The 25756-nt window shown below is 60.1% G+C and carries 21 protein-coding genes and 1 pseudogene; 18 read left to right on the top strand and 4 right to left on the bottom strand.

All coding sequences use genetic code 11. The features are described 5' to 3' along the window. The first annotated feature begins 385 nt into the window (after positions 1 to 385). From ABEG21_RS23300 to ABEG21_RS23350, 11 genes and pseudogenes are all read left to right on the top strand, one after another. The gene (locus ABEG21_RS23300) at positions 386 to 2008 is read left to right on the top strand and encodes an ABC transporter substrate-binding protein (RefSeq protein WP_347559070.1); all 1623 of its coding nucleotides are present in this window, start codon (positions 386 to 388) and stop codon (positions 2006 to 2008) included. A gap of 145 nt (positions 2009 to 2153) precedes the next feature. Then, entirely contained in the window at positions 2154 to 3104 is a 951-nt protein-coding gene (locus ABEG21_RS23305) for an ABC transporter permease (protein ID WP_347558943.1), read from the top strand. Positions 3105 to 3280: 176 nt separating this feature from the next. Continuing rightward, the gene (locus ABEG21_RS23310) at positions 3281 to 4135 is read left to right on the top strand and encodes an ABC transporter permease (RefSeq protein ID WP_347558944.1); all 855 of its coding nucleotides are present in this window, start codon (positions 3281 to 3283) and stop codon (positions 4133 to 4135) included. Between the two features lie 4 nt (positions 4136 to 4139). After that, positions 4140 to 5312 (top strand): ABC transporter ATP-binding protein, encoded by a 1173-nt coding sequence (locus ABEG21_RS23315; RefSeq protein ID WP_347558945.1) that lies wholly within the window; start codon positions 4140 to 4142, stop codon positions 5310 to 5312. Beyond that, positions 5312 to 6427, top strand: a complete 1116-nt coding sequence (locus ABEG21_RS23320; protein WP_347559071.1) for an ABC transporter ATP-binding protein — start codon at positions 5312 to 5314, stop codon at positions 6425 to 6427. Before ABEG21_RS23315 ends, ABEG21_RS23320 begins: the two co-directional genes overlap by 1 nt. 39 nt (positions 6428 to 6466) lie before the next feature. Further along, positions 6467 to 7663 (top strand): annotated as a pseudogene (locus ABEG21_RS23325) (amidase); the annotation flags it as partial. Positions 7664 to 8070: 407 nt separating this feature from the next. Continuing rightward, positions 8071 to 9609 carry an amidase gene (locus ABEG21_RS23330; protein WP_347558946.1) on the top strand — a complete coding sequence of 513 codons (1539 nt, stop codon included), beginning with the start codon at positions 8071 to 8073 and terminating at the stop codon, positions 9607 to 9609. Between the two features lie 56 nt (positions 9610 to 9665). Continuing rightward, complete coding sequence (locus ABEG21_RS23335) at positions 9666 to 10943, top strand: Zn-dependent hydrolase (RefSeq protein ID WP_347558947.1); 1278 nt, start codon at positions 9666 to 9668, stop codon at positions 10941 to 10943. 55 nt (positions 10944 to 10998) lie between these two features. Further along, on the top strand, positions 10999 to 12024 hold the full coding sequence (locus ABEG21_RS23340; protein ID WP_347558948.1) for a LacI family DNA-binding transcriptional regulator: 1026 nt from the start codon (positions 10999 to 11001) through the stop codon (positions 12022 to 12024). A 37-nt stretch (positions 12025 to 12061) separates the two neighbouring features. Then, complete coding sequence (locus tag ABEG21_RS23345) at positions 12062 to 12223, top strand: hypothetical protein (protein ID WP_347558949.1); 162 nt, start codon at positions 12062 to 12064, stop codon at positions 12221 to 12223. A 90-nt stretch (positions 12224 to 12313) separates the two neighbouring features. Beyond that, positions 12314 to 13450 carry a glutathione-independent formaldehyde dehydrogenase gene (locus ABEG21_RS23350; RefSeq protein ID WP_347558950.1) on the top strand — a complete coding sequence of 379 codons (1137 nt, stop codon included), beginning with the start codon at positions 12314 to 12316 and terminating at the stop codon, positions 13448 to 13450. A gap of 76 nt (positions 13451 to 13526) precedes the next feature. Here ABEG21_RS23350 and ABEG21_RS23355 read toward each other — a convergent pair whose 3' ends face one another. Then, on the bottom strand, positions 13527 to 14267 hold the full coding sequence (locus ABEG21_RS23355) for a GntR family transcriptional regulator (RefSeq protein WP_347558951.1): 741 nt from the start codon (positions 14265 to 14267) through the stop codon (positions 13527 to 13529). 252 nt (positions 14268 to 14519) lie between these two features. Here ABEG21_RS23355 and ABEG21_RS23360 point away from each other — a divergent pair, with 252 nt between their 5' ends. The 6 genes from ABEG21_RS23360 to ABEG21_RS23385 all read left to right on the top strand — a co-directional run bounded on the left by ABEG21_RS23360 (position 14520) and on the right by ABEG21_RS23385 (position 20573). Then, on the top strand, positions 14520 to 15578 hold the full coding sequence (locus ABEG21_RS23360) for an ABC transporter substrate-binding protein (RefSeq protein WP_347558952.1): 1059 nt from the start codon (positions 14520 to 14522) through the stop codon (positions 15576 to 15578). 121 nt (positions 15579 to 15699) lie between these two features. Beyond that, the gene (locus ABEG21_RS23365) at positions 15700 to 16500 is read left to right on the top strand and encodes an ABC transporter permease (protein WP_347559072.1); all 801 of its coding nucleotides are present in this window, start codon (positions 15700 to 15702) and stop codon (positions 16498 to 16500) included. Positions 16501 to 16516: 16 nt separating this feature from the next. After that, the gene (locus ABEG21_RS23370) at positions 16517 to 17362 is read left to right on the top strand and encodes an ABC transporter ATP-binding protein (protein WP_347558953.1); all 846 of its coding nucleotides are present in this window, start codon (positions 16517 to 16519) and stop codon (positions 17360 to 17362) included. Positions 17363 to 17381: 19 nt separating this feature from the next. Next, entirely contained in the window at positions 17382 to 18110 is a 729-nt protein-coding gene (locus ABEG21_RS23375) for an aspartate/glutamate racemase family protein (protein ID WP_347558954.1), read from the top strand. Next, positions 18107 to 19603: a dihydropyrimidinase gene (gene hydA, locus ABEG21_RS23380; protein WP_347558955.1), complete on the top strand. Its 1497-nt coding sequence runs from the start codon at positions 18107 to 18109 to the stop codon at positions 19601 to 19603. Before ABEG21_RS23375 ends, hydA begins: the two co-directional genes overlap by 4 nt. Positions 19604 to 19757: 154 nt before the next feature. Continuing rightward, a complete protein-coding gene (locus ABEG21_RS23385) occupies positions 19758 to 20573 on the top strand; it encodes an SDR family oxidoreductase (RefSeq protein ID WP_347558956.1) in 816 nt (271 codons plus the stop codon). 76 nt (positions 20574 to 20649) lie between these two features. Here ABEG21_RS23385 and yghU read toward each other — a convergent pair whose 3' ends face one another. The 3 genes from yghU to ABEG21_RS23400 form a co-directional block, all read right to left on the bottom strand. Continuing rightward, positions 20650 to 21489 (bottom strand): glutathione-dependent disulfide-bond oxidoreductase, encoded by an 840-nt coding sequence (yghU, locus tag ABEG21_RS23390; RefSeq protein ID WP_347558957.1) that lies wholly within the window; start codon positions 21487 to 21489, stop codon positions 20650 to 20652. A gap of 248 nt (positions 21490 to 21737) precedes the next feature. Continuing rightward, positions 21738 to 22877 carry a porin gene (locus tag ABEG21_RS23395; RefSeq protein WP_347558958.1) on the bottom strand — a complete coding sequence of 380 codons (1140 nt, stop codon included), beginning with the start codon at positions 22875 to 22877 and terminating at the stop codon, positions 21738 to 21740. A 379-nt stretch (positions 22878 to 23256) separates the two neighbouring features. After that, positions 23257 to 23832, bottom strand: coding sequence for a phosphoesterase (locus ABEG21_RS23400; protein ID WP_347558959.1), 576 nt, complete (start codon positions 23830 to 23832; stop codon positions 23257 to 23259). 660 nt (positions 23833 to 24492) lie between these two features. On the opposite strand from ABEG21_RS23400, the gene ABEG21_RS23405 reads away from it, so the two are divergent. Then, the gene (locus tag ABEG21_RS23405) at positions 24493 to 25698 is read left to right on the top strand and encodes an acyltransferase family protein (RefSeq protein ID WP_347558960.1); all 1206 of its coding nucleotides are present in this window, start codon (positions 24493 to 24495) and stop codon (positions 25696 to 25698) included. The last annotated feature ends 58 nt before the right edge of the window (positions 25699 to 25756 follow it).

The following is a 25756-nucleotide window of genomic DNA, read 5'->3' on the forward strand; positions in this document are numbered from 1 at the left end:
GATAGGCGTCTTTTACAGCCTGTCAAATTAAAAAAATCAGCGTCCCGCGTCGCCATTCCTGCATTCCCGTGAGCGGTTCACGCGGCGCGCCGATCGCGCCACGCGGACGACCGCGCATTTGACAGCGTTGGACAAGTCAATTTTTCCTTCATACGATGCATTGTCCATGGGCATTGCGACGAGCGGTCAAACGCACCGCGCCCATGTATCGCATAAATCCGATTCGTAGTCCTCATAGATGAGTGCGATTGATTTCATCGAGGACGCGGCGGGCTATCCAGTCGATCAACGCGCATTCCGGGGAGTGGTGAAGATGGCGGGCAAGGACGTAACCGAAGGAGTGGGGCTGGCATACGGATCGCGGCATAAGCGGCCGCTGCTGGCGATGGCTGTCGCCACAGCATTAGGCATGATGCAAGTTGGTGCGGCCTATGCCGAGTCGACCTTGCGTATCGCGATGACGGCTGCCGATATCCCGTACACGGCCGGGCAGCCCGATCAGGGCTATGAAGGCAATCGCTTCACCGGTATCACGATCTTCGACTCTTTGATCCAATGGGATCTGAGCAAGTCGGATGCGCCCAGCGGTCTGATTCCCGATCTCGCAACGGATTGGCACGTCGATGCCGGCGACAAGACGAAATGGATTTTCAAGCTCCGCAGTGGCGTCAAATTTCATGACGGTACGCCGTTCAACGCCGATGCCGTCGTCTGGAATGTCAACAAGGTGCTGGACAAGTCGGCGCCGCAATACGATCCGCGCCAGGCCGGTTTGACGCTTTCGCGTCTGCCCACATTGAAGGCGGTGCGCAAGATCGACGACACGACCGTCGAGTTCACGACGAATCTCGTCGATTCCTTTTTTCCGTATGCGATGGTGAATCTTTATTTCGCCTCGCCGTCGCAGTGGCAAAAGGATCTGACGGCGGTGCCCGCCTCGGTGAGCGATCCGGCCAAGCGCAGCCAGGCGGCCTGGGCGACGTTTGCCGCCAGTCCTGCGGGCACCGGGCCGTTCAAGGTGACCGGTTTCGTGCCGCGCCAGCGCCTCGAATTGGTCAAGAACGATGCGTACTGGGATCCGAAGCGTCGACCCAAGATCGACAAGGTGATTCTGTTGCCGATGCCGGAGGCCAGCGCACGGACCGCGGCCTTGCTATCGGGGCAGGTCGATTGGATCGAGGCGCCGGCACCCGACGCAATCCCGCAATTGAAATCGCGCGGTTTCAAGGTCTATGCCAATATTCAACCGCACAATTGGCCCTGGCAGTTCTCCTATCTGGAAGGCTCGCCCTGGCGAGATATCCGCGTGCGAAAAGCGGCGAATCTCTGCGTCGATCGTGCCGGCTTGAAAACGCTGTTGGGCGGCTATATGGCGGAAGCGACAGGCACCTACGAACCGGGCGATCCGTGGCGCGGCAATCCTTCGTTTAACATCAAGTACGATCCGACCGAAGCGAAGAAGTTGATGACGGACGCGGGCTACTCCGCGGCAAAGCCGGCACAGATCAAAGTGCAGGTGTCACCGTCCGGGTCTGGTCAGATGCAGCCGCAGCAGATGAACGAGTACATTCAGGAGAACCTGAAGCAGTGCTATTTCAATGTGACGCTGGACACCGTGGATTGGAATACGCTGTTCACGAACTGGCGTCTGGGGGCAAAGGATCCGGTGGCACACGGTGCCAATGCGATCAACGTCAGCTTCAATTCGATGGATCCGTTTTTCGGGATGGTGCGTTTCGCCAGCAAGAGCACGTTCCCGCCGGTATCGAATAACTGGGGTTACTACAGTGACGACACCACCGAGAAGTTGGTCGGCGAAGCGCGATCGTCATTCGACGCCAAGGCGCGCGATAAGGCGCTCGGCGATTTGAATGCTTATATGATCGATCAGGCGGCCTTCCTATGGGTCGCACATGACGTCGGACCACGCGCCATTTCCGCCAAGGTCGGCGGCGTGGTGCAGCCCAAAAACTGGTTGATCGACATTGCCACCATGTCGATGAAATAAGCGCGTGCGGCACCGGTCTTCGACGGACCGGCGCCGGTGGTCACCGTTTCTTTGCCCATTCGATCCATCCCTTTCGTCCGATCCCTGTCGTGCCTGATGGCCAGCTCTCGCGAGTCGTTGTCGGGCATAAGAAGTGGAACAAGCGATGCTCGTTTATTTGATCCGCCGTGTGCTGTATGCGATACCGATCATGTTCGGTGTCAGCCTGCTGTGTTTTGCGCTGTTGCATATGGCGCCGGGTGATCCGCTATCGGCGGTATTGCCGGCCGATGCGTCGGAGGCGCTGCGCGCCCAACTCATTCATCTATACGGTTTCGACAGGCCGCTGCCGGTCCAATTCCTCAGTTGGATTTGGCGGGCGCTCCATGGCGATCTGGGGACGTCGATCTCGACGGGTGCACCGGTCAGCCGCGATGTGCTTGCCGCCGTGGTCAATTCGCTGCGGCTTGCCGTGCTGGCGACCTTGATCGGTTTCATTTTGGGATGCGCCTTCGGCTTTATCGGCGGCTATTTCAAGCAGTCCTGGCTCGACAAGATCGCCTCGTTTTTTGCCGTGCTCGGCGTCAGCATTCCGCATTATTGGCTGGCCATCATCCTGGTCATCGTTTTCTCGGTGCTGCTGCCCTGGTTGCCTGCTACAGGCGGCGGTCCCGACGGCGTCGACGGCTGGGCACTGGATTGGGCGCATCTCTCCTTTATGGTACTTCCGGCCTTTGCGATGGCGATGATCCCGATGGGCATCATCGCCCGCACCACGCGCGCGCTGGTGGCGGAGATTCTGTCGCAGGAGTTCATCGTCGGGCTGCAGGCACGCGGGCTAGGGCAGGGCGCAATTTTCCGTCATGTCGTAAAGAATGCCGCCCCCACCGCGTTGTCGGTAATGGGATTACAACTCGGCTATCTATTGGGCGGCTCGATTCTGGTCGAGACGATTTTCTCGTGGCCCGGCACCGGATTTTTGCTGAATACAGCGATTTTTCAACGAGACTATCCCTTGCTACAAGGAACGATCCTTGTTTTGGCGCTGTTCTTCGTTGTATTGAACCTGATCGTCGACGTATTGCAGACCTTGTTCGATCCGCGGATTGCACGCTGAGCGCGTCAGGATAAAAGGCGCACGCCGGGCCTGCCCGACGATGCGCTTTTTCTTCTCGGCCTAAATCGCACGCGGATCCCTCTACCAGCATGGGAGTGCCTGTTTCGATGTCGCAGATCAGTCCAGTAAGCTCGCATCCGGGGCCCGATGCATCGGGACCGCCGGATCAGCACGCCATGGAACCGCCACGTTCGCCAAACTACTGGCGCAGTACGTTGCGGAAACTGCGGCGCGATCCCACCGCGCTGGTCTCCGGGACGGTGGTGGCGCTGCTGATCCTGATGGCGCTGTTCGCGCCGCACCTGGCGCCGCAAGATCCTTTCCAGACGTCGATGCTGCATCGTCTCCAGTCCATCGGCAGTGCAGGGCACGTGCTCGGTACCGATGAATTGGGGCGCGATATGCTCACCCGGCTGATCGTCGGTTCGCGGCTATCACTTTTCATGGGGATCGTGCCGGTCGCAATCGCTTTCGTTCTCGGCGGGACTATCGGCATCTTCGCCGGTTATGCGGGGGGCTTCGTCAATACGGCGATCATGCGAGTGGTGGATGTTTTCTACGCTTTCCCATCGGTCTTGTTGGCGGTCGCCTTGTCCGGGACGCTCGGCTCGGGCATCGGCAACTCCTTGCTGTCGTTGACAATCGTCTTCACGCCGCAGATCGTGCGCGTGGCCGAAAGCGTCACCACGCAATTGCGCAATAGCGATTTCATCGAAGCGGCGCGCAGTTCCGGTGCCTCGGCCTTCACGATCGTTCGCGTGCACCTGCTCGGCAATGTATTGGGGCCGATCTTCGTCTATGCCACAAGCTTGATCTCGGTGTCGATGATCCTGGCTTCGGGTTTGTCTTTTCTCGGTTTGGGCGTGGTGCCGCCGAATCCGGAGTGGGGACTGATGCTCAATACCTTGCGGACCGCCATCTACACGCAACCACTGGTGGCGGCGTTGCCCGGGGTGATGATTTTCATCACGTCGATTTCGTTCAATGTGCTGGCGGACGCGATCCGTTCTGCAATGGAAATCAAGGGTTAAGACGATGAGCGAAATCAAAAGCGCGTCCGCTTCCGCCGCTTCCCCCCTCGGGCTTGCCGAACATGCCGATGTTGGCGGGCCGGCGCAACCGTTGCTGACCGTACGGAATCTGAAGCGGTATTTCCCGCTGAAGGGCATGTTGCCCGGATCGTCGCGACAATTCGTCAAGGCGGTCGACGGTGTCAGTTTCGATATACGAAAAGGCGAGACGCTCGGTGTGGTCGGCGAGTCCGGGTGCGGCAAGTCCACCACGGCGCGGCTGCTGATGCAGTTGATGCGGCAAGACGGCGGTGAACTGGTGTTCGATGCCGAGACCGTCGGCTCGCATGCATTGCCGCTGCGCCGGTATTACAGCCAGGTGCAGATGGTTTTTCAGGACAGTTATGCGTCGCTGAATCCGCGGCTGACGATCGAGGAGTCGATTGCATTCTCGCCGCGCGTGCACAAGGTCTCGCGGACCGAAGCCACGCGTCGCGCGCACGATCTGCTGCAACGCGTCGGTTTGGCGCCGGCGCGGTTTGCAGGCCGCTATCCGCATGAGCTTTCGGGTGGCCAGCGGCAGCGTGTGAATATCGCGCGGGCACTCGCGCTCAACCCCCGGCTCGTCATACTGGACGAAGCGGTATCTGCCTTGGACAAGTCGGTCGAGGCACAAGTGCTGAACCTGCTGCGCGACCTGAAGGCCGATTTCGCCCTGACCTATCTCTTTATAAGCCACGATCTCGGCGTGGTGCGCTATTTATGCGATCGCGTGCTCGTGATGTATCTCGGCAAGGTGGTCGAGATCGGTGAGGCGGAGGCGGTTTTTTCAGCACCGCAGCATCCCTATACGCGGGCATTGCTGTCTTCCGTGCCATCGATGGATCCGGACCGGCGTACGCTGACGCCGCCACTCGCCGGCGACCCGCCCAATCCCGTGGACCCGCCGTCCGGTTGCGCGTTCCATCCGCGCTGTCGTTTCGCCGAACCGATCTGCGCGCGGGTGGCGCCGCGTCTGCTCGATCGAGCGGGACACGCCGCCGCGTGCTTGATGCAGGAAGCGGACTCGGGTCATAGCGCCGCGCGCGAAATTGCAGCAGGGACGTCAGTGCATCTTTATATGCGGCAACACGCCGAGAGCGTTCTGGTTGCCGAGGACGGCGCCGGCCACTTTGCAGATACGGAGGTCGACGCATGATGACGCCGTCGCAGACCTTGGGCCGTTCTGAATCCGACGCAACCGATGCGTCGCCAGCAGTGCACGATGCGATCGCGTTGGCGCATCTGCGCGTGCGTTTCCATGCGCGTGGGAAGGTCGTCAAGGCAGTCAACGATGTATCGTTGCACGTCGCGAAGGGCGAGGCGCTTGCCTTGATCGGCGAGTCCGGCTCGGGAAAGAGTGTGACGCTGCGGGCGATGATGCGCCTGCATCCTCCGCGTGTGACGGAGATCGAAGGGAGCATTCGCGTCTTCGGTGAGGATGTGATGGCCGCCTCCGCAAGACAGCTTGCGGCATTGCGTGGCGGCAAGGTGGCGATGGTTTTTCAGGAGCCGCTGCTCGCTTTGGACCCGGTCTATACCGTTGGCCAGCAAATTGCCGAGACCGTGCGCGCGCATAGCGCGTGTTCGCGCGGGGCGGCGCGGCAACGTGCCCTCGCATTGCTGCAGGCGGTTCGTATTCCAAGCCCTGAGCGCCGCTTGGACGCCTATCCCCATGAAATGTCGGGCGGGATGCGTCAACGAGCGATGATCGCGCTGGCCTTGGCGGGAAACCCGCAGATCCTGCTCGCCGACGAACCCACGACCGCGTTGGACGCCACCGTGCAGATTCAGGTGCTGATCCTGCTGCGCGAACTGCAGCGCGAGCTTGGTCTGTCGATCGTCTTCGTTACCCACGACTTGGGAGCGGCGGTCGAAATCGCCGATCGTATCGCGGTGATGTATGGTGGCAGCATCGTCGAGGAAGGCGATGTGCGCAGTGTGACCCGTGCGCCGCGACACCCTTATACCGTGGCGCTGTTGCGCAGTCGTCAGGAGGGCGGGATGCGCAAGGGCGAACGGTTGGAGGCGATAGCGGGGGCACCGCCCGACTTATCGCAGGATATCCCCGGTTGTGCGTTTGCGCCGCGGTGTGCGCACGCGATGCCCGTATGCACGCAGCGCGCACCCACCGAAGTGCCGTCGCCCGATGGCGCCAACCATCGCGTCCGCTGCTTTCTCTACGATGCGAAAGGGCACCGTATTGCACCGATCGCGGCGCCGGGCGAGCCGCCGATATCGTCCCTTGCCGACGCCGCGTCCCTTCCGGAGTAGACGATGAACGCATCTCATAAAGAAGACGCTTCGCAACCCATGAACGATGAAAGGACGGATCGCGCGACACGCGCGTTCCTCCCCTATCCGCATGCCGAGGTGCCGCATGCGGCACGGGGTCCTTTATCCGGTCTGACCTTTGCGGTAAAGGATATCTTCGATGTCTGCGGATATCCCACCGGCGCAGGCAATCCGCATGTGCTGGTGCGTTCGGGTATCAAGACGGCGCATGCGCCGCCCGTCGCCGAGCTGCTCGCCGCCGGAGCGCGCTTCGTCGGCAAGACGGTGACCGATGAACTGGCGTTCTCCGCGCTGGGAAGCAATGTACATTTCGGGACACCGATCAATGGCGGCGCACCGGAGCGAATCACCGGCGGCTCGTCGTCCGGATCGGCATCGGCGGTATCGAATGGACAGTGCGATATTGCATTGGGCAGCGACACCGGTGGTTCGGTGCGCGGTCCCGCCAGTCACTGCGGCATTTATGGGATTCGTCCGACGCAAGGGCGCATCTCTTTGGAAGGGTGTTTTCCGCTGGCGCCGACTTTCGATACGTGCGGTTTCTTTGCCCGCGATGCCCGCACATTCGAGCAGGCGGCGACCGTGCTGTTAGGTCCCGACGATACAGCGCGGCCGTCACTCCCTGCGATTCCGCGCGTCCTGATCGCCGAGGATTTATTCGCCTTATTGACCGCCGAAGTACGCGACGCGCTACAGCCCGCGGTCGCGGCGATCGAGTCGGCTTGGGGCAAGGCACATCCGGTGTCGGCATGTCGGATTGGTGACAGCGCCAAGCCCGACGATGCGAGTCGCTTGTACGGTGCCTATCGTGTGTTGCAAGGGTGGGAGGCATGGCGGATGCAAGGCGCACGGATCGAAAGTGATGCCTTATGTCTGGGCCCGGACGTGGCGGCGCGTTTCGCATTTTCGAGATCGGTTACATCGGAACAGGCGGACGACGCGACGGCAGTCCGCCAGGCCTTCAAGGAGAACATCGGGGCGTTGCTTGGACGCGATGCTATTTTGATCCTGCCGACGCAACCCGATATCGCGCCGCTTCGGAGCATCGACGCCGACGACATCGAGCATTACCGAAACCGTGCCACGCATCTCATGGGGCTCACGCCCTTGTGCGGGATGCCCCAGGTGTCGATGCCGTTTGCCGGCCGCGACGGCGCGCCGTTGGGTATCTCGGTGATAGGCCCCGCAGGAACGGATCTCGCCCTTGTACGTCTGCTTGCGAGCTTGCCGCTTCCCGAAGGCGCAATTGTCGCGTCGGGTGGGGCACAAAGCGCAACGTGCGAAAAAACGTCAGTAATGGAAGGGGGCGTGGGTGCGTGGGATGAAGTGCGCGTCGGCGGCGTTCGGTCGTCGAGGGACGTCCGAAGCACCGCTGACATCGGCGCAACCGCATTGGCGTGGTATGCAGAGAACATGTCCGGCGCATCCATTACGGCATCGGATCTGGCACCCGTTTCGGCGTTGGCGGTCCCCGTTTCGGCGACGGTGCGAGCGGTGGCTGCCGCGCATCTCGATTGGACGAATGCCACGCAGGCCTTCGGCACGCAGCTTCGACAGCTCGGAGCACATAGCGGCGATGCGAATAGAGTGCACAGCATCGACGGACCGTCGGCGGAGGGCATATGAGCGATGCGGGTAAGCGCGAAGCCGCGCACGGCATTATCGGAAACGCCGCAAGTGACACACCGCGTCAGCCGGCGACGGCCGTTGCGGTCGAGTCCGATATCGCAACCTTGTCAGCGGCTTTTCGAGAGGGCAACCTGGCCGTCGAGACGGTGACGCGGCGCTGTATCGACACAATCGCGCATCGATCTCACAGCGGTTTTGTCCGTGTTCGTGATCGATCGACGTCGACAGCGGGCAGTGCGGTCGACGACGCGCGTGCACGCGATGCGGCACGCAACGATGGTGCGCCGTTGGGTCCGCTGCATGGCATTCCCTTCGCGCGAAAAGACATGTTTTTTCGGGATGACGAGCCGTGCGAATGCGGTAGTGCGATTCTGCGGGGCTATCGACCGTCGGTCACGGCCACGGTCGTGACGCGGCTCGAGGCGGCCGGTGGCGTCGATATCGGCGCATTGCATATGGCCGAATTTGCCATGAGTCCGACCGGTGTCAACGCGCATCTGGGTGACGGCGTGAATCCGTGGTCGTCGATGCCGGATGGGTCGAGCGCGGAGAACGTGCCCTTTATTCCCTACGTGAGCGGCGGATCGTCCAGCGGCAGCGCAATGGCGGTTGCGCAACGCCTCGTGTCCGGTGCGTTGGGTTCCGACACCGGCGGCTCCATACGGGGTCCCGCGGCCATGTGCGGCGTTACCGGCATCAAACCGACGAATCATTTGGTCAGCATGCAGGGGGTGATGCCGCTGTCGCCCAGTCTCGATTGCGTCGGCTTTCTCGCGCCCAGCGCGGACGACTGCGCACGCCTGCTCTCTGCCGTCGTGGGCCCCGATCCGAAGGATCCGACATGTATCGCGTCGACAAGTGTCGATTACACACGCGATGTGCGGATGCCGCTTGCCGGCACCCGCATCGCGGTGCCGACCTGGCGCGTCGGACCGTTGCTGACCGAGGAGGTGTGCGCATTGCTGGAAGGGGCCGTCGCTATTTTCAAGATGGCCGGTGCGACCATCGTTCGCGTGCCGCTGCCTGACTTCGGAGAACTGGGAGCGCTGGCCAACGTGCTGTGCATGAGCGAAGCGGCGGCGACCCATCTCGCGTGGTTGCAAACGCGCGCGGATGCGTATGGCGAACAGGTCCGGCGTCGCATCGAGCGCGGGCTGCTGTATTCCAGTGCGCAGTACGTGCAGGCGATGCGCCTGCGAAAGCCCCTGCTCGACCGTTTCATTGCCGAGACGATGCCGGATTGCGCGGCCATCCTTTTGCCGGTCCTGCCCGGGGCAGTGCCATCGATCGCGGCATCGTTGGCGGGCGCGCCCGAGGAAGTGGAGGCGCGTTTTGGTCAATTGTCGTATTGGATGCGGGGCATCAATTATCTGGGGTTGCCCGCGCTGGCCTTGCCAATGGGTTTTACCGACAACGGCTTGCCGAATGGTTTTCAACTGGTAGGCCGTCCATTGACGGAAGGGTATTTGTTCCGCATGGGCCATCACTTCCAGCAACGGTCCGATTGGCATACGCGCTGTCCGAACGTGTGATCGTCGGTAACGCAATATCGATGCGCCAGCGGGCGATAGAGAACGGAGAAAGCACAATGACAGAGGTAGCAACTGGGAAACACGACGTCTCCGCTTTGCGTATCGATGGCGATCGGCTATGGCGGCGCCTGATGTCGCTGGCCGAAATCGGTGCAACGCCGGCGGGTGGGAACTGCCGCCTGGCGTTGACGGATCTGGACCGGCAGGGCCGCGATCTGGTGACGGGGTGGGCCCGCGCGATGGACTGTTCGGTGCGGGTGGATGCGATCGGCAATATCTTCATGCGACGTCGTGGTCGTCGCGACGACCTGGCGCCTGTGATGACCGGCAGTCACATCGATACCCAGCCGACCGGTGGCAAATTCGATGGCAACTTCGGTGTGTTGTCCGGAATAGAAGTGCTGCAGGCCTTGCACGATGCGGGCGTCATCACCGAGCGTCCATTGGAGGTAGCGATCTGGACCAACGAGGAGGGCTCGCGTTTCGTGCCCGTCATGATGGGTTCCGGCGTCTATTGCGGGGCGTTCACACTGGAACACGCATTGGCGCAGCGCGATCTCGATGGCATCAGCGTGGCCGAGGCCTTGCAACGAATCGGATATGCCGGGGCGCCCGGTGCGGCGCTGGCGAGCCCGGCCACGACGCCGTCCGCTTATTTCGAAGCGCATATCGAGCAAGGCCCGGTGCTGGAGGCCCATGACAAAGTGATCGGTGTCGTGCAAGGCGCGCTGGGACAGCGGTGGTACAACGTCACGGTAAAAGGCATGGAAGCGCATGCGGGCCCGACGCCCATGCCGATGCGCCGCGATGCCTTGCTCTGCGCGGCCAGCTTGATTGCCGAGGTCAATGCCGTCGCGTTGGCTTTTGCGCCGGACGGACGCGGCACGGTCGGCTGGATCGAAAACTATCCCAATTCACGCAATGTGATTCCAGGGCAGGTTCGATTTAGTGTCGATCTGCGTGCGCCGGATGAGGTCACGTTGTCCGCGATGGATGCGCGATTGCGTGCGGCCTGTGCCAGCGCGGCAGACGCGCATGGCGTCGCGATCAACGTCGAGCAAGTTGTCTATTTCCCCGCCCAGGCATTCACGCCGGTACTGGTGGAAGCGGTCGAAAGGGCTGCGCAGACGCTGGGTCTCCCGGCGATGCCGACGGTAAGCGGGGCAGGACACGATGCCGTATATGTCGCGCGCGTCGCACCGGCGGCCATGATCTTTGTGCCGTGCAAGGACGGTATCAGTCATAACGAGATCGAGTCTGCGCAACCGGCGCATCTCAATGCGGGGTGCAATGTGCTACTGCTTGCGATGTTGGAGGCAGCGCAAACCGTGTGAGTGAACCCGCCCTGGCTTTACGCTCCGCCGTCTCCTGTCCGACTATCGTATAGCCATGCCAGATCGTGCCGCGCCCGCCACATTGAAGTCGATTGCCGCCGAGCTCGGGGTGCATGTCTCCACCGTCTCGCGTGTCTTGAATGGCGAACCCGAGCAGGCCAGTCGCGCGGCATCGGCGGAAGTCGTCACGCGTATCCGAGCATTGGCGCAAAGGCGAGGTTATCGCCCGAACGTGCAGGCGACGAGCCTGCAGGCGGGCCGTAGCAAGGAGTTTGCCGTGTTGATGACGCGGCTGTCCGATCTCGTGATGGCGATGATCTACGAGGGGATAGACGAAGCGGCCGACGCCGCCGGCTATGCCGCGTTTGTCTCGAATACCCTCGATAACCCGGCGCTCCAGCGCGCGAGAGCCGAACGGGCATTGCTGCGACAGGTTGCTGGACTGATCGTCGGAGATTCCCATATCGATGCGCCCGAGCCGCTGGCGGCTTGGCTGACACAGAGACAGGTCCCTTTCGTACTGGTGAGCCGTCGATTGGCGGGCTATCCCAGTGTCACCTGCGACGACAACGCGGGCGGCCGACTGGCGGCACGGCATCTTTTCGAGATGGGGCATCGCGAGGTCGCGATTCTTGCCGGCGAGACGCATGCGGCAACCAGCGTCGACCGGCGCGACAGCTTTCTCGATTTTTTTCGACGTCGGGAAATCGCGGTGCCGGAAGCGCGGGTGCTGTCCGGCAAATTCGATACGGAGACCGGTCGGGAGTTGGGCGAGCGGTTGTTGGCGAAGCGGCCTTATCCAACGGCCATTTTTGCCGTCAATGATTTCCTGGCGATCGGATTGATGGGCGCGATGCGCGATCGCGGGCTCCATGCGGGGCGGGATATCGCCGTGATCGGATATAACGACACGCCGTTGGCGGCCCAGCTCCCGGTGGCGTTGACCAGCGTCCGTCTGCCGATGCAACAAATGGGCAGGCTGGCCGTCGGCATGCTGCTCGATATCCTGGCGGGGCGGGCCGTTGCCCCCGTCTTGTTGACTCCAACTTTGGAAGTGCGCGCGAGCAGTCTCGGGCATTAAGCCAACGCGAGGATGGGAGGGGTGTGCTCGGGATGGGATGAAGGGCGGTGCGCAAGATTTCAGCGGGCCCACGCATATGCCGTCGCCGCCGGTTTCACAAACGGATGCGGCGATGCAATACCTGGCCCCCGCCTTCGTTGCGGCACAGCCGGGCGACAGCGATATCGACGCGCTGATCGCGAAACGCGGGGGCGCCTGAAGAATCAGTCGTCCGGATCCGATGTATCCCAAAAGTCCGTGCGCGGCATGAACGTCGCGGTGTTGCTAGGACTTACCTGGGAGCACGACGATGAAAGCATTGGTTTACGAAGGGCCGCGAAAAGTCAGCGTCAAAAATATGCCCGACGCCCGTATCGAACAGCCGAACGATGTCTTGGTCAAAATCACGTCCACCAATATCTGCGGCTCGGATCTCCACATGTACGAAGGCCGAACCAATATGGAGACGGGTCGGATCCTCGGGCATGAGAATCTCGGTGTGGTGATCGATGTCGGCCCCGGTGTTCAGCGGATCAAAAAAGGGGACCGCGTTTGCCTGCCGTTCAATATCGGTTGTGGTTTTTGCAAAAATTGCGAACGCGGGTTGACAGGATTCTGCCTGACGGCGAATCCTGGAATGGCCGGCGCTGCCTATGGATTTGCCGGCATGGGACCCTACGAGGGCGGCCAAGCCGAGCTATTGCGCGTTCCGTTTGGCGATTTCAACTGTCTGGTCCTGCCAAAGAACGCGGCTGAAAAAGAGAACGATTACGTCATGCTCTCGGACATCCTCCCAACCGGGTATCACGCGACCGAACTCGCGGGGGTCGAACCGGGTGATTCCGTTGTTGTGTACGGTGCGGGTCCCGTGGGCCTGATGGCTACAATGTCGGCCTATCTAAAGGGCGCGAGCAAGGTCATGGTGGTGGATTCGCACAAAGACAGACTGGCACTGGCCGAAAAACTCGGCGGGATTGCTGTCGACGATAGCGATGGACATGGCGCCGATCGCGTTTTGGAGATGACCGGAGGCGAGGGGGCCGATCGCGGCTGCGAATGCGTTGGCTATCAATGCAGCTGCAAAGGACATGAAGTGCCCCATTTGACGATGAATAACTTGGTCAAATCGGTCCGCGCAACGGGCGGCATCGGCGTGGTTGGCGTGTTTGTCGCCGAAGATCCTGGCAGCCCGGATCCGCTGATGAAGGAAGGGAAGCTGGCTTTCGATTTCGGTCCGATGTGGATGAAGGGGCAGAGAATTGCCACTGGTCAGGCCAATGTCAAAGCGTATAACCGAAAGCTCTGCAATTTGATCGAGTCGGGCCGACTGTCGCCATCGCAAATCGTTTCGCATGAACTACCGTTCGAACAGGCTGCGGACGGTTATGCGCATTTCGATGCGCGAGAGGATGGCTGGACGAAGGTCGTCTTGAAAACCGGAGCTTGATCCCCGCGAAATAAGCGCGGGCGGGGTATCAAGAAGCGGGCGACGCCGAGGGCGTCGCCCGTTGCACATCCGCGCGTCAACTGAAAATCGCTTCGATATCGGGCTGCGAGACTGGCGGCGTGCTGAGGCTGATCGTCGCTTCGATATGTTCCAAATGCGTCAACATCACTTGTGCGGCACGTGATGCATCGCGGGCCTCCACGGCATCGATGAAATGGTCGTGCTCGTGGTGCGGACAGGCCGGTGCATTCGGTTTGTCGTAGAGCAGGATAATCAAACAAGTCAGCGGCGCCAATTCCCGCATCAAACGTAGCAGAATTTCGTTGCCAACCATCTCGGCGATCAGAATGTGAAACTCGCCGGACAGCCGAATGACCGCGTGCATATCGTTGCGTTTGCGCGCATCGCTTTCCTGCTTTACATGGCGGCGTAGCGTTTTGATGTGTGCCGGTGTAATGCTTTCCGTCAGCAGGCGGGCCATTTCCGGCTCGATCATCCTGCGCGTCACAAAGACGTCGCGTGCTTGTTCGACGGTCGGACTGGCGATACATGCGCCCTTGTTCGGCACCATCGTCACGAGCCCTTCGTGCGCGAGTTTATTCAGCACTTCCCGCACTTTGGTGCGGCTGACCCCCGACACTTCCGCCAGCCGGTCCTCCACCAATCGCGTACCGGGAGGCAGCCGGTGCTCCAGAACCGCGTTCTGGATCCGCCGATAAATTTCCTCGTTTGTAAACGCGGCCCGTTCCGTCGCCGTAGCGCTTGTTGCGGCGGCGGGGGCATTCGGCGAGCGGTCAAGCGGGGTGTTCTGATCCATGACGACGTGCGAGGCTTCGGAAGGTTCTGTTGCGATGATAAGTCAAAAATCACCGTGTTTGTCGCCATCGATGTTCAAAAACCCCGCTCGAATCGTTTTTGAAAAATACCTTGATTGTTTTTTGGATTGCATACAATCCATCCCATAAATGTCCGCAACATGGTGTTCGGCCCGGTGGGCGGGGGCGACACGAGTATCCGCGGCGGACATTCACATCTATTTTTCGATCCGAACGAGGAGCAAGCGCCGACCATGTTCAAGAACCTGACGTTCAAGCAATCGTTGTTCACATTGCCGCAGTGCAAATCACGACTTGTGGCGGCGATGGCGTCGGCGGTCATCGGCCTGGGCATTGTTTCCTCGGCGCACGCACAGGCGCCGGCCGGCGACACCGTGAAGTTGGGTTTTGCGAAATGCGCGCAATGTCTGTCGATGGCTTTGGTGCCGCAATACAGTAAGGCAAAGATCGATGCGATCAACTTCACGTCCGGGAATGACGTGTTGACGGCGCTGGTCTCGCACAGCATCGACATCGCGCAAGTCACCTATCTCCATTTTGTCACCGCCTTGGACCGTGGTTTCGATGTGGTCGCCGTATCCGGTCAAGTGAACGGTGGCTCTGCCATCCTGACGCGTAAGGGCTTCGGCTTGAAGGAAAACGACTGGGCAGGCATGAAGGCGAAGGTCGCGGCCGCCAAGGCGTCGGGGAAGTTATTGAAGGTGGCGGCGTCGCGTGGCAATGCGCAGGATATTCATATGCGCGGTGAGCTGTTGATGCACGGCATTAACCCCGACAAGGATGTGCAGTTCATCAATATCCCCAATCCGGCCGACGATATCGGTGCGCTGCAACGCGGTGAAATCGACATTGTTTGCGCGGTCGAGCCGTTCGCGTCGCAAATTCGTCTGTCCGGCGCGGGCGATTTCTTCAACTTTCCGTACGACCAGGCGGCGGGCAATCTGACCAATCTGATCGTCACGCGTGGCGATTACATCAAGGAACATCCGGAGCAGGTGCAACAGACGGTGGATGCCGTGGTCAAGATGGTTGACGGTCTGAAGCAGAGCAATACCGCCTGGCTGGCTTCCATCGACAAGTACACGGCACTGGACAAGACTGTCGCCGCCGAATCGCTGAAAAACGCCTTCCCGGATTACAAGATGTATCGCCAGAAGACCGAAGCCATCGCCAAAATGATGCGCGACCTGAACTACGTATCCAGCGATGTCACGCCGCAGATCGCGGCCAAGATGGACTACGACTTCCTGAGCAAGGCCACCGGTCAACCGAAGACCGCATTGGGCTATTGATGTCGTACGTGAAGGAGCGATGCAATCCATGGATACGATACAGGGCGCAGGTGCCGCCGACGGCGAGGCCAGCATGGTGAACGCCGTGGTTCCGGTAAAGGCGAAAAAAGGCAAGGCGAGGATGACGGCTGGCGCGACCTGGCTGACACGTTTCATCGTGCCGGTGGTGCTCGTGGCGGGCTGGGAAGCCTTTTCTCGATCGGGTGCGATTCCGCAGTCTTTATTGCCTGCGCCGTCGCGCGTGTTGTGGACGCTGATCGATTGGATTTTCGGGACCAACGGTACGTCTGGCAGCTATAGCGGCACCTGGGGGCCCAACGCGCTGGCCAGCCTGGGGCGTGTGCTGGCCGGGTACGCGATTGCCACGATTTCCGGTGTCGTGCTCGGCGTGGCTATCGGCTGGTGGCGCTGGATCGAACGGACCGTCGAACCGACCTTGCAATTGCTGCGTCCGGTGCCGCCGGTGTCATGGATTCCACTGGCCATCATCTGGTTCGGCATCGCGAACAAGCCCGCTATTTTTCTGGTCTTCCTCGGCGCGTTCTTTCCCATTCTGATGAACACGATCCATGGCGTGAAGAACACGGACCGGCAATTGATTCGCGCGGCCGCCATGATGGGTGCGTCGCAATCGCAAATGTTGCGTTTCGTCGTGTTGCCAGCCTCGCTACCGAGTATCTTCGCCGGCTTGCGTATTGCGATCGGGTCAGCCTGGATGTTGACGGTGACGGCGGAGATGGTCGCCGTGAAAAGCGGTCTGGGCTATGCCTTGTGGGATTCGTATTACTTCCTGCGTTACGACCTCGTCATCGGCGCGATGATCAGCATCGGCGCGCTGGGCTATCTGTCCGACCTGTTGATGCGCGAATTGATGTCGCGCGTACTGCATTGGCAACGTCGCGGCGCGGCGCGCCAGCACTGAATACACGGAGCATCTTATGCAATATGATCCGAATCGCGGCGCGGCCGGTGCAGTCGATGCGCCGCCTGCGGCATATCTCGAAATAAGCGACGTCAGCAAGGTATTCTCTGACCCGAAACGTGGCACGGACTTGACCACGCTGGACCACATCGATCTCGATCTGGCGCAGCAGGAATTCCTGTGTCTGCTAGGGCCGTCCGGCTGCGGCAAGTCGACCTTATTGAATATGATCGCCGGTTTCGAGACGGCGACGTCCGGCAGCGTCAAGGTGGGCGGCAAGCAGGTGAACAGACCCGGTGCCGAACGCGGCATGGTCTTCCAGCAGCCCACGCTGATGCCGTGGCTACCGGTTTGGGACAATATTGCCTTTCACTACAAGCTCAAGGGCAAGTCCGCCGCAGCGCGACGTGAACTGGCGCGTCCGTATATCGAGATGGTCGGTCTGCGTGGTTTCGAGAATCATTATCCGGCGGAACTGTCCGGCGGCATGAGTCAACGCGTCGGGATCGCGCGCGCCTTGCTGTTGAATCCGGACGTCGTGCTGATGGACGAACCTTTCGCGGCGCTGGATGCGCAGACGAAAGAGGAGATTCAGGAGGAGCTGGTGACGATCTGGCAGAAATCGCGTTCGACGATCGTCTTCGTGACACACAGTATCGATGAAGCGTTGCTGCTGGGAACGAAGGTCGCGGTGATGACGCATCGGCCGGGACGTATCCGGGAATTGATTCCGATCGATTTGCCACGCCCGCGCGACATGACATCGCCGGCGTTCAACGACCTCAAGCGCCACGTTCACGCGCTGATACGCGAGGAAGCATCGGCGGCGATGCGCTTGCAGCGCGAAGAACAAATGGCCTGACACGATTTTGGAGATAAATATGAATCGGCGTTACCTACTCGGCATGTTGACGCCGTCTTCCAATACGACGCTCGAACCCGTCACGTCGGCGATGCTCGATGGTCTGGAGGACAGCAGTGCCCATTTCGGCCGCTTTAAAGTGACCGAGATCGCGCTGTCGGACAATGCGTTGGCGCAGTTCGACGATGCCCCCATTCTGGCCGCGGCCGAACTGCTGTCGCATGCGAAGCTCGATGTAATCGCCTGGAACGGTACCTCGTCGGGCTGGCTCGGTTTCGACGCCGACGAGCGTCTTTGCGCGCGCATTACCGAACGTACAGGCATTGCTGCCTGTACATCGGTGCTGGCCTTGAACGAGATCTTTACGAAGACCGGCGTCAAGCGTTTCGGTCTGGTGACGCCTTACACCGATGATGTGCAGGCAAAAGTCATCGAGACCTATCGTGGCGCCGGATGGGATTGCGTCGCCGAACGTCATTTGAACAAGCGCGACAATTTCTCTTTCTCGGAAGTCGATGCCGCGACGATCCGACGGATGGTGCATGAAGTGGCCGAATCGAAGCCAGACGCCATCTCGATTTTTTGCACGAATCTGCGCGGCGCGCCATTGGTCGAGGCCCTCGAGCAGGAGGTCGGTATCCCGATTTATGACACAATCTCCACGGTAGTCTGGAAATCCCTGGTGCTTGCCGGAACGGATCCGAAGCGTGTGCAGGGTTGGGGTCGATTGTTCCGGGAGGTGGTATGAGCGATCAAAAAGTGAAAGCCATGTACGATCTGGTCATTCGCAACGCGCGCGTGGCGACGGCAGCGGATGTGTTCGATACCGATATCGGAATCGTCGGCGGTACGATCGCGGCCCTGGGTCGGGGTTTGGTCGACGGCGAACGCGAGATCGATGCGGCGGGGCGTTGGGTATTGCCGGGCGGCGTGGATGCGCATATCCATCTGGACCAACCCAGCTCCGATGGTTCGATCAATGCCGACGATTTCGAGGCAGGAAGCCGTTCTGCCGCTTGCGGCGGTACGACGACGGTGATTCCGTTTGCCGCGCAGCAAAAGGGTCATTCGCTGCGTGAGGCCATCGATGACTATCATCGGCGTGCCGAAGGCAAGTCGATCATCGACTACGCCTTTCATCTGATCATCGCCGATGCGGAGGCCGGGAAGTTGCCCGAGACGCTGCCGGGATTGATCGAGGAGGGCTATACGTCGTTCAAGCTTTACATGACGTACGACTCGTTGAAGCTGGAAGATCATCACATTCTGGACGTGCTCGAAATCGCGCGGAAGGAAAAGGCGATGACGATGATCCACGCAGAGAACGCCGATTGCATCGCCTGGCTGACCGAGCGACTGTTGGCGCGGGGCAAGCGCGCACCGTCGTTTCATGGTGCATCGCGTGTGCCGTTGGTGGAGCGAGAAGCCACGCATCGTGCGATATCACTGGCGGAGATGCTCGATACGCCCGTGCTGATCGTGCATGTTTCAGGAAAGGAAGCGATCGAGCAGATTCGACAGGCGCAGAATCGCGGCGCCCCGATCTTCGCGGAAACCTGCCCGCAATACCTCTTTCTGACCGCGGACGATCTGGAAGGCAGTGACGGCGACGCTTTCGCCGGCGCGAAGTGCATCTGCAGCCCACCGCCGCGGGATGCCGCAAACCAGGAGGTGGTCTGGCAGGCACTGGATAGCGGCCTGTTCACCGTTTTCTCATCCGATCATGCACCGTACAAATACGTGGGGGACGGCGGCAAGCAAATGCACGGCAGCGACGCGTCGTTCGACCGCGTACCGAACGGCATCCCGGGCGTGGAAACACGCTTGCCGCTGTTGTTTTCCGAAGGCGTCATGACAGGGCGGATCGATATCCATCGTTTCGTCGACGTGACGGCCACGGGGCCGGCAAAGATGTATGGACTGTATCCGCGCAAAGGCAGCGTCGCGATCGGCGGCGACGCGGATCTCGTTATTTGGGATACGTTCGAGGCGACGCCGATCCGTAACAGCGCGCTGCATCACGCCGTCGACTATACGCCGTACGAAGGGCGCGACGTCCGTGCCTGGCCGGCGTTGACCTTGTCTCGTGGCGAGGTGGTCTGGGATCGCAGCACCGGCGCGTTCAGCACCGCGCTGGGACGCGGGCAATTTTTGAAATGCGACCGCCCCATGGCCTTTCATCGCCAGCAACGGCCGGGCCGGGAGCGGTTGTTCCCTTGGCTCGCGGACATCGGGCTCTGAATGCAGCCTGCCCCGGCGCGGCAATGTCGCACGGGGTGTCAGACGGGCGTCCGTCACCGCCTTTTCGAGATACTGTCCGATAGCGGTGAGTCTTTGTGTAAACTGATTGCGCTATCATCATAAGCATAACCAGTTGAAAGGAGGCGTGGGACAAATGAATAACGAGAATGGGCAGTCCGATCGCGCGACGGAGGCGACACGATCGCATAAAGGCACGGAAGCGCGGCGCATTGCGCTCGTGACCGGTGCGGGTAGCGGCATCGGTCGCGCGGCCGCGCAGCGGCTGTTGCGCGATGGTTTTACCGTCGTCGTGGCCGGGCGGCGTGCGGAGCCCTTGGACGACTTCGTGACCGAGGCCCATGCGAGTGGTGGAGAAGCGTTGGCCGTCACGGCGGATGTCAGGGATGAGGCAAGCGTCGATGCGCTGTTCGCCACCATCGAGGAGACCTATGGCCGCCTGGATGTCGTCTTCAACAATGCCGGTATCAATGCGCCGGCAGTGCCGATGGACGAACTCAGCGTCGAGAAATGGCGCGACGTCATCGATACCAATCTGACGGGCGTCTTTCTGTGCGCGCGGGCCGCCTTTCGTTTGATGCGCCGACAGTCGCCGCAGGGCGGCCGGATCATCAATAACGGCTCGATCTCGGCGCACGCACCGCGTCCGTTCTCGTCGCCTTACACGGCGAGCAAGCACGCGGTACTCGGTTTGACGAAAAGCATCGCGTTGGACGGGCGTGCCTTCAATATCGTCGCCAGCCAAATCGATATCGGCAATGCACTGACGGAACTATCGGCGCGGATGCAGAAAGGCGTGCTGCAGGCGAATGGCACGACGGCGACGGAGCCGATGTGCGACGTTGCCGATATTGCCGGCGCCGTCAGCTATGTTGCAAATCTACCGTTGTCGACGAACGTCTTGAATATGACGGTGATGGCCAGCAATATGCCGTTCGTCGGGCGCGGCTGATCGCTGGCGGGGTTTTCATGATGCCATGCCGCGCAGCATGCGCCCCGCCGCGCGTGACGGGAAGCGCTGCCGACGCTCAGTCCAGATCGGACGCGCTGTGCCGCTCGTGCACTTGCTCCGAGGCATCGCCACGAATGCGATTGACCTTGCGGCCACGTATCACCGCCGGGCGTTCGGCGATTTCCTTGGCCCAGCGGTTCAGATGCGTGTATTCGTGCACAGCCAGAAATTCCGCGGCATCGTATAGTGCGCCGAGGACAAGACCGCCGTACCACGGCCAGATGGCGATATCGGCAATCGAGTATTGGTCGCCTGCGATGAAGCGGCGGTCGGCCAATTGCCGGTCCAGTACGTCCAATTGCCGCTTTGCTTCCATCGAAAAGCGGTTGATCGCATATTCGAACTTCTCGGGGGCGTAGACGTAGAAATGGCCGAATCCGCCACCGAGATAGGGGGCGGACGCCATCTGCCAGAACAGCCAGTTCATGGTCTCGGTACGTTCGGGTTGCGTCGCAGGCAACAGCGCACCGAATTTCTCTGCGAGGTATAACAGGATCGAGCCCGATTCGAAGACGCGCACTGGCGTGCCGCCGCTGTGATCTACGAGGGCGGGGATCTTGGAATTGGGGTTGGCGTCGACAAAGCCACTCGAGAATTGGTCACCATCGGAAATACGGATCAGCCATGCATCGTATTCCGCGCCTTTGTGGCCGAGCGCAAGCAGCTCTTCGAGCATGATCGACACTTTCATGCCGTTCGGCGTGGCCAACGAATACAACTGCAACGGATGCTGTCCTACCGGAAGCGCTTTATCGTGCGTCGGGCCGGCGGTCGGCCGATTGATATTCGCGAAGGCGCCGCCTGACGAAGCGGGTGCCCAGACTTTCGGCGGTTCGTATTGTGTCGTATCGGTCACGTGGCAGCTCCTGATGTTATGCACGGTCTTACGCATCGGGAGATTCTATCTTTTAAATCGATACTTCACCGAAGCAGGGGCCATCGTTTGCTTCGGTTTGACGGGTGGCCGCGCGTATGCACCCGATGCCGGGCGCGGCGTAAGAAGCACCGCCAAAATAAAAAACGGCGTGACCGTCTCGGATCGGGGAATCCGGAACAGCCACGCCGTTAAAAAAAGGCGGATGAAACGACGCCTTAGATCACGCTTTAGAATACGTTACGCAGGCCGACTGCAACGCCGGTCTGGTTGTTGCGGCCCGGGAAGTCCATCGATGCCGCTGCGCCGGTACCGCGTTGGAAGTCGACCGTACCGTACACTTCGGTGCGCTTGGACAGGGCGTATTCGGCGATTAGCACGGCCGAGTAGCGCTGCGAGCGGCCCAGCGTGCCGTTCGAGTATTCGGCATTCCGTGCGTGGTCGTAGTAGTACGCGGCGGACACCATCAACGGTGCGGTAACTTGGTACGTTGCACCCGCGTAGAAGCCATCGTCGATACGGTTTGCATTGAGGATGCCGTGGCCGACCGCGCTGGCACCGATCGTGGCAGCTGCCGAGCCTGCAGCGCCATTGAACACTTCGACCATACCCGTGTTGTCCTGGAAGTGCATATAGCCAGCGTATGCCTTCACCGCATCGGTGATGGAATAGGTGGCGCCGACGACGGCCGAGCGGAATTTACGATTTGCGGCGTCGCTGTTCTGCTGATACGCGGCCAGCATCGACAACTTGGCGAACGTGTAGGTCAGCGTGAAGCCGTACATATTGTTCGCACCGGCGCTGCCTGCCGTGTTGCCGAAGCCGTACATCGCATCCAGGTTCACGCCGGCGAACGTGCCGTTGTACTTGACCGAGTTGTTCGAACGCAGACCATAGCCGGCAGCAACCGGCAGGAAGCTGTCCTGATCATAGTTGCCGACGGTCAGCGGGTCGAACGAGTTACCCAATTGATCGAACAGCGGCGTGTTTTGACGACCGAAGGTCAGCGTGCCGTATTGCTTGCTGGCCAGACCGACATACGCCATCCGATTGAATTCCGTGCCCGCGCTGGCAAAGCCGCCGTTCCACAGGTTGAACCCGTTTTCGAGGCGGAAAATGGCCGACAAACCGCCGCCCAGATCTTCATTACCCTTCAAACCCCAACGGCTGCCGGTGATCGGGCCGACGCCCATCGCCGTTTGGCTGTCATTCGCCGCATTGGCATTCGTCAAATAACGGATGCTGGTATCGACAATGCCGTACAGCGTCACGGACGATTGTGCGAATGAGTGTTGTGCGGCCAAAGCCAGAATTGCACCGCCGAGTGCGCGCGCCAGAATCGATTTGTTCACGATTTTCCTTTCGATCATTTTTTTGAGGAGCTTTCGTCACGCCATTGCGTTGATAACGGAAACATCTCCAACGGCACGCATCATATTGTTTCAATAATGTGGATGGCTGTTATGGCAACGGTGTCTGATGTTTTTTATACACAAAATAGAATAAACGCATGATTCTAAAGGATAGTGCTGTTCCTCTATATTGCTCGCACACCTTTCTATTGACAACGCAATGAAAGTTGGACGTTGCGATCGATCACTATCGATAAAGAGGGGAGTCAGGTGCGTATCGGGGGATACCCAGGCGTGGGATTCGCTAATACGGCTAGGAAAGACATTGCGGCTGGGGTATTGAGTAATATATTAGGCACGCAAGTCATTTTGAAATAAAATATTTCAAAATGAAAGGTTAACCGATGAACGCGTGAAGCCAGGAGGTCGTCGCGTTGATCCAGTCTTCGGTCGGTGCTTTATGGCCGTAGCAGGCCCATGCCGTCACGCACATCAGCGAGACGGCAACGGTTGGATGCGGCAGGGAAAGGGGCGGAGAATGCCAACGGCGCAGCGTCGTGATGGCCACCGCGCTGCCGAGCAGGGTACCGACGACCACTTCGGCAGGGGTATGAAAGCCGAACAAGCGGGTATAGCCGATGATGAGGCAACCTATCCCTGCCAATGCCGCTGCGAGATAAGCGGTGCGCTGTCCCAGCAGGCTGCCGACCGCATAGGCCAACACGGGCCAGACGGAAAACGAGAGCACCATATGACCGCTAATCATGCGGAAGTCGAAGGGCTCGATCGTCGTGCCGGTGCTGGCATAACGGATTTTGGTGAGCGTCGTGAGCGCCATCGCCATGACCATCGCGCCGAACCACCGGATGGCGCGCTCCGGCGACCGGATACCTACCCAAATGGCAAGGATGACTGCCAGGGGCAGCAATACCGCGAGGTCGCCGAAATTCGTAACGCGCCACACTTCACTCATCGAAACCATTTCTGAATAGCGCGTTGCACGCGTGTGAAGAGAGTGAAGGGAGGCCCGGACGCTGGAGGGCGCGGGCAGCGGATCATGGCAGACACATGTCTAGGCCAGGGCGTCGACTCGAGAGTATACCCCACAAGCATTGTCGAATTCATGCTTGTCTGCAGGAAGGTAACACGCCGTAATCAAACGAAATAGTCGGCGATCAGGGCTTGCCAGTCCCGGTCTTTGCGCGCGTCTGGGGAACCGTTTCGCGATAGCGGGAGCAGCGAGCGGTAGGCGAGAAAAGTCGCGCTGGCTTTTAAATGCAACTAACAGGCTGCCTGTCGTTTATCATGCAATCACCGTCAAATCGAGGCGCGGCCAAGGTGGCGGAATAGGCTTGCTGAATTTGCTGGGCCGCGACAGGCCACGACGACAAACACAAAAGGCCTTGCACATCAACGCAGATGGGGCGTGCGCAATGCAAACGACGCGTGCCCATTTTCCCTTTGTACTAGCCTGTCATTTCATTAATAATTTTACATTTCTAAGTGTCGAAACGTTCTGTATTATGCAATTCGATCGTCCTTTTTACAGATAGTAAGTTGTCCATATGAATCAGGTGTGTTAAACAGTCGTTTTTCGTGTCGATATCAGAAGGGCTTTTTCCCGGAGTGTGAAATGGCTGAGATGACGAGCGGATCGATCGGTACTCTGGAGGCCTTGCCCTCCTCGGCACGACAAGAACGATATCTGATTTTGGACGCGCTGCGGTTTGTCCTGGCGCTGTGGGTGGCGATTGGACACCTCGGGGTTTTCCCGATATTTGGCGCCGACCCTGGTTCAGGTGTTTTGCACATTGCGTCCCGTGCGGCAAATACGCTTGTGTGGGGCATGCCGGCGGTGATGGCGTTTTTTGTGGTTTCCGGGTTTTGCATTCACTATCCGTCGCAAGCCGTGGACGGTTTCAGCATTCCCCGTTTCTATCTCCGCCGATATACGCGTACCGTGCTACCCGTCGTCGTCATTATCGCAACGATGATCGCCTATCGCGGTGCCGCGCAGATACATTGGCTCGGGAAAGGCTCGATCTTCTTTCAAAGCACGTTGTGGAGTTTGCTGTGCGAGGAACTCTACTATGCGGTTTATCCGGTATTGCGATGGCTGCGCCGCCATGTGGGTTGGATGCCGATCCTGACCGCCACCGTGGGCATCAGCGTGGTTTGGGCGAGTTTTTCTACGCCGGCAGTCAGTTGGGAAGAGGTGGGGCCGCTTGGCACGGCCGTGATTCTGTATCCGATCTGGTTGCTTGGCTGTGTGCTCGCGGAACGCCGGGGCGACCGACGTGTCGTCGTGCGCAACCATCGCGATCTCGCCCCACGTGGCTCCGATGGCATCGCAGCAGCGGGTCGCGACAAGGCGTCGAAGGGAATGCCGGCTGCGGCCAGCGCTGCGGCAAATCAGGCGCGCGTGTCGATCTGGGTGTGGCGTGGAGGCGCCTGGCTGACAATGTGGGGAAGCGAAATGCTGCATTTTCATACGCCGCTGACGCAGATTCACACGATGCTTTTCGTCGGTGTCTTCGCTTTCTATTGGATTCGTGCAGAGCTGGCTGTGTCGCGTACGCTGGCGCCGTCACGTTGGCTGGTGTACGCCGGTGCCTGGAGCTATTCGCTCTATCTCGTGCATCCCGTCGTTTATGACGTGCTGCAATTGTGGCTGCCGTCGCTTCCGCCCGAGTCGCGCCTTGGATGGGTGGTATTCCTTGGACTTGCGTTAGGGTTGGCCTATCTCTTCTACAAGCTCGTGGAACAACCGACGCACCGTGGCGCGCAGAAGATCGGGCTCGTCAAAGCGCGTCGGTCGACACGAAAACTTGTTGTCTAAGTGCCGTCAGCCGTCGTAGACGGCGCCATCCATCGGCCGGTGTTGCTTGGCCGCGCGC

The organism is Robbsia sp. KACC 23696, from assembly GCF_039852015.1.
Classification (GTDB): Bacteria; Pseudomonadota; Gammaproteobacteria; order Burkholderiales; family Burkholderiaceae; genus Robbsia.

What these genes read in the sequence shown, in the direction of transcription:
- ABEG21_RS23340 (WP_347558948.1), top strand. Translation starts at nt 10,999, where the DNA reads ATGCCAGATCGTGCCGCGCCCGCCACATTGAAGTCGATTGCCGCCGAG.
- ABEG21_RS23350 (WP_347558950.1), top strand. Translation starts at nt 12,314, where the DNA reads ATGAAAGCATTGGTTTACGAAGGGCCGCGAAAAGTCAGCGTCAAAAAT.
- ABEG21_RS23320 (WP_347559071.1), top strand. Translation starts at nt 5,312, where the DNA reads ATGACGCCGTCGCAGACCTTGGGCCGTTCTGAATCCGACGCAACCGAT.
- ABEG21_RS23395 (WP_347558958.1), bottom strand. Translation starts at nt 22,877, where the DNA reads ATGATCGAAAGGAAAATCGTGAACAAATCGATTCTGGCGCGCGCACTC.
- ABEG21_RS23315 (WP_347558945.1), top strand. Translation starts at nt 4,140, where the DNA reads ATGAGCGAAATCAAAAGCGCGTCCGCTTCCGCCGCTTCCCCCCTCGGG.
- ABEG21_RS23375 (WP_347558954.1), top strand. Translation starts at nt 17,382, where the DNA reads ATGAATCGGCGTTACCTACTCGGCATGTTGACGCCGTCTTCCAATACG.
- ABEG21_RS23365 (WP_347559072.1), top strand. Translation starts at nt 15,700, where the DNA reads ATGACGGCTGGCGCGACCTGGCTGACACGTTTCATCGTGCCGGTGGTG.
- ABEG21_RS23400 (WP_347558959.1), bottom strand. Translation starts at nt 23,832, where the DNA reads ATGAGTGAAGTGTGGCGCGTTACGAATTTCGGCGACCTCGCGGTATTG.
- ABEG21_RS23370 (WP_347558953.1), top strand. Translation starts at nt 16,517, where the DNA reads ATGCAATATGATCCGAATCGCGGCGCGGCCGGTGCAGTCGATGCGCCG.
- hydA (WP_347558955.1), top strand. Translation starts at nt 18,107, where the DNA reads ATGAGCGATCAAAAAGTGAAAGCCATGTACGATCTGGTCATTCGCAAC.
- ABEG21_RS23305 (WP_347558943.1), top strand. Translation starts at nt 2,154, where the DNA reads ATGCTCGTTTATTTGATCCGCCGTGTGCTGTATGCGATACCGATCATG.
- ABEG21_RS23300 (WP_347559070.1), top strand. Translation starts at nt 386, where the DNA reads ATGGCTGTCGCCACAGCATTAGGCATGATGCAAGTTGGTGCGGCCTAT.
- ABEG21_RS23310 (WP_347558944.1), top strand. Translation starts at nt 3,281, where the DNA reads ATGGAACCGCCACGTTCGCCAAACTACTGGCGCAGTACGTTGCGGAAA.
- ABEG21_RS23405 (WP_347558960.1), top strand. Translation starts at nt 24,493, where the DNA reads ATGGCTGAGATGACGAGCGGATCGATCGGTACTCTGGAGGCCTTGCCC.
- ABEG21_RS23385 (WP_347558956.1), top strand. Translation starts at nt 19,758, where the DNA reads ATGAATAACGAGAATGGGCAGTCCGATCGCGCGACGGAGGCGACACGA.
- ABEG21_RS23355 (WP_347558951.1), bottom strand. Translation starts at nt 14,267, where the DNA reads ATGGATCAGAACACCCCGCTTGACCGCTCGCCGAATGCCCCCGCCGCC.
- ABEG21_RS23330 (WP_347558946.1), top strand. Translation starts at nt 8,071, where the DNA reads ATGAGCGATGCGGGTAAGCGCGAAGCCGCGCACGGCATTATCGGAAAC.
- ABEG21_RS23345 (WP_347558949.1), top strand. Translation starts at nt 12,062, where the DNA reads ATGAAGGGCGGTGCGCAAGATTTCAGCGGGCCCACGCATATGCCGTCG.
- ABEG21_RS23360 (WP_347558952.1), top strand. Translation starts at nt 14,520, where the DNA reads ATGTTCAAGAACCTGACGTTCAAGCAATCGTTGTTCACATTGCCGCAG.
- ABEG21_RS23335 (WP_347558947.1), top strand. Translation starts at nt 9,666, where the DNA reads ATGACAGAGGTAGCAACTGGGAAACACGACGTCTCCGCTTTGCGTATC.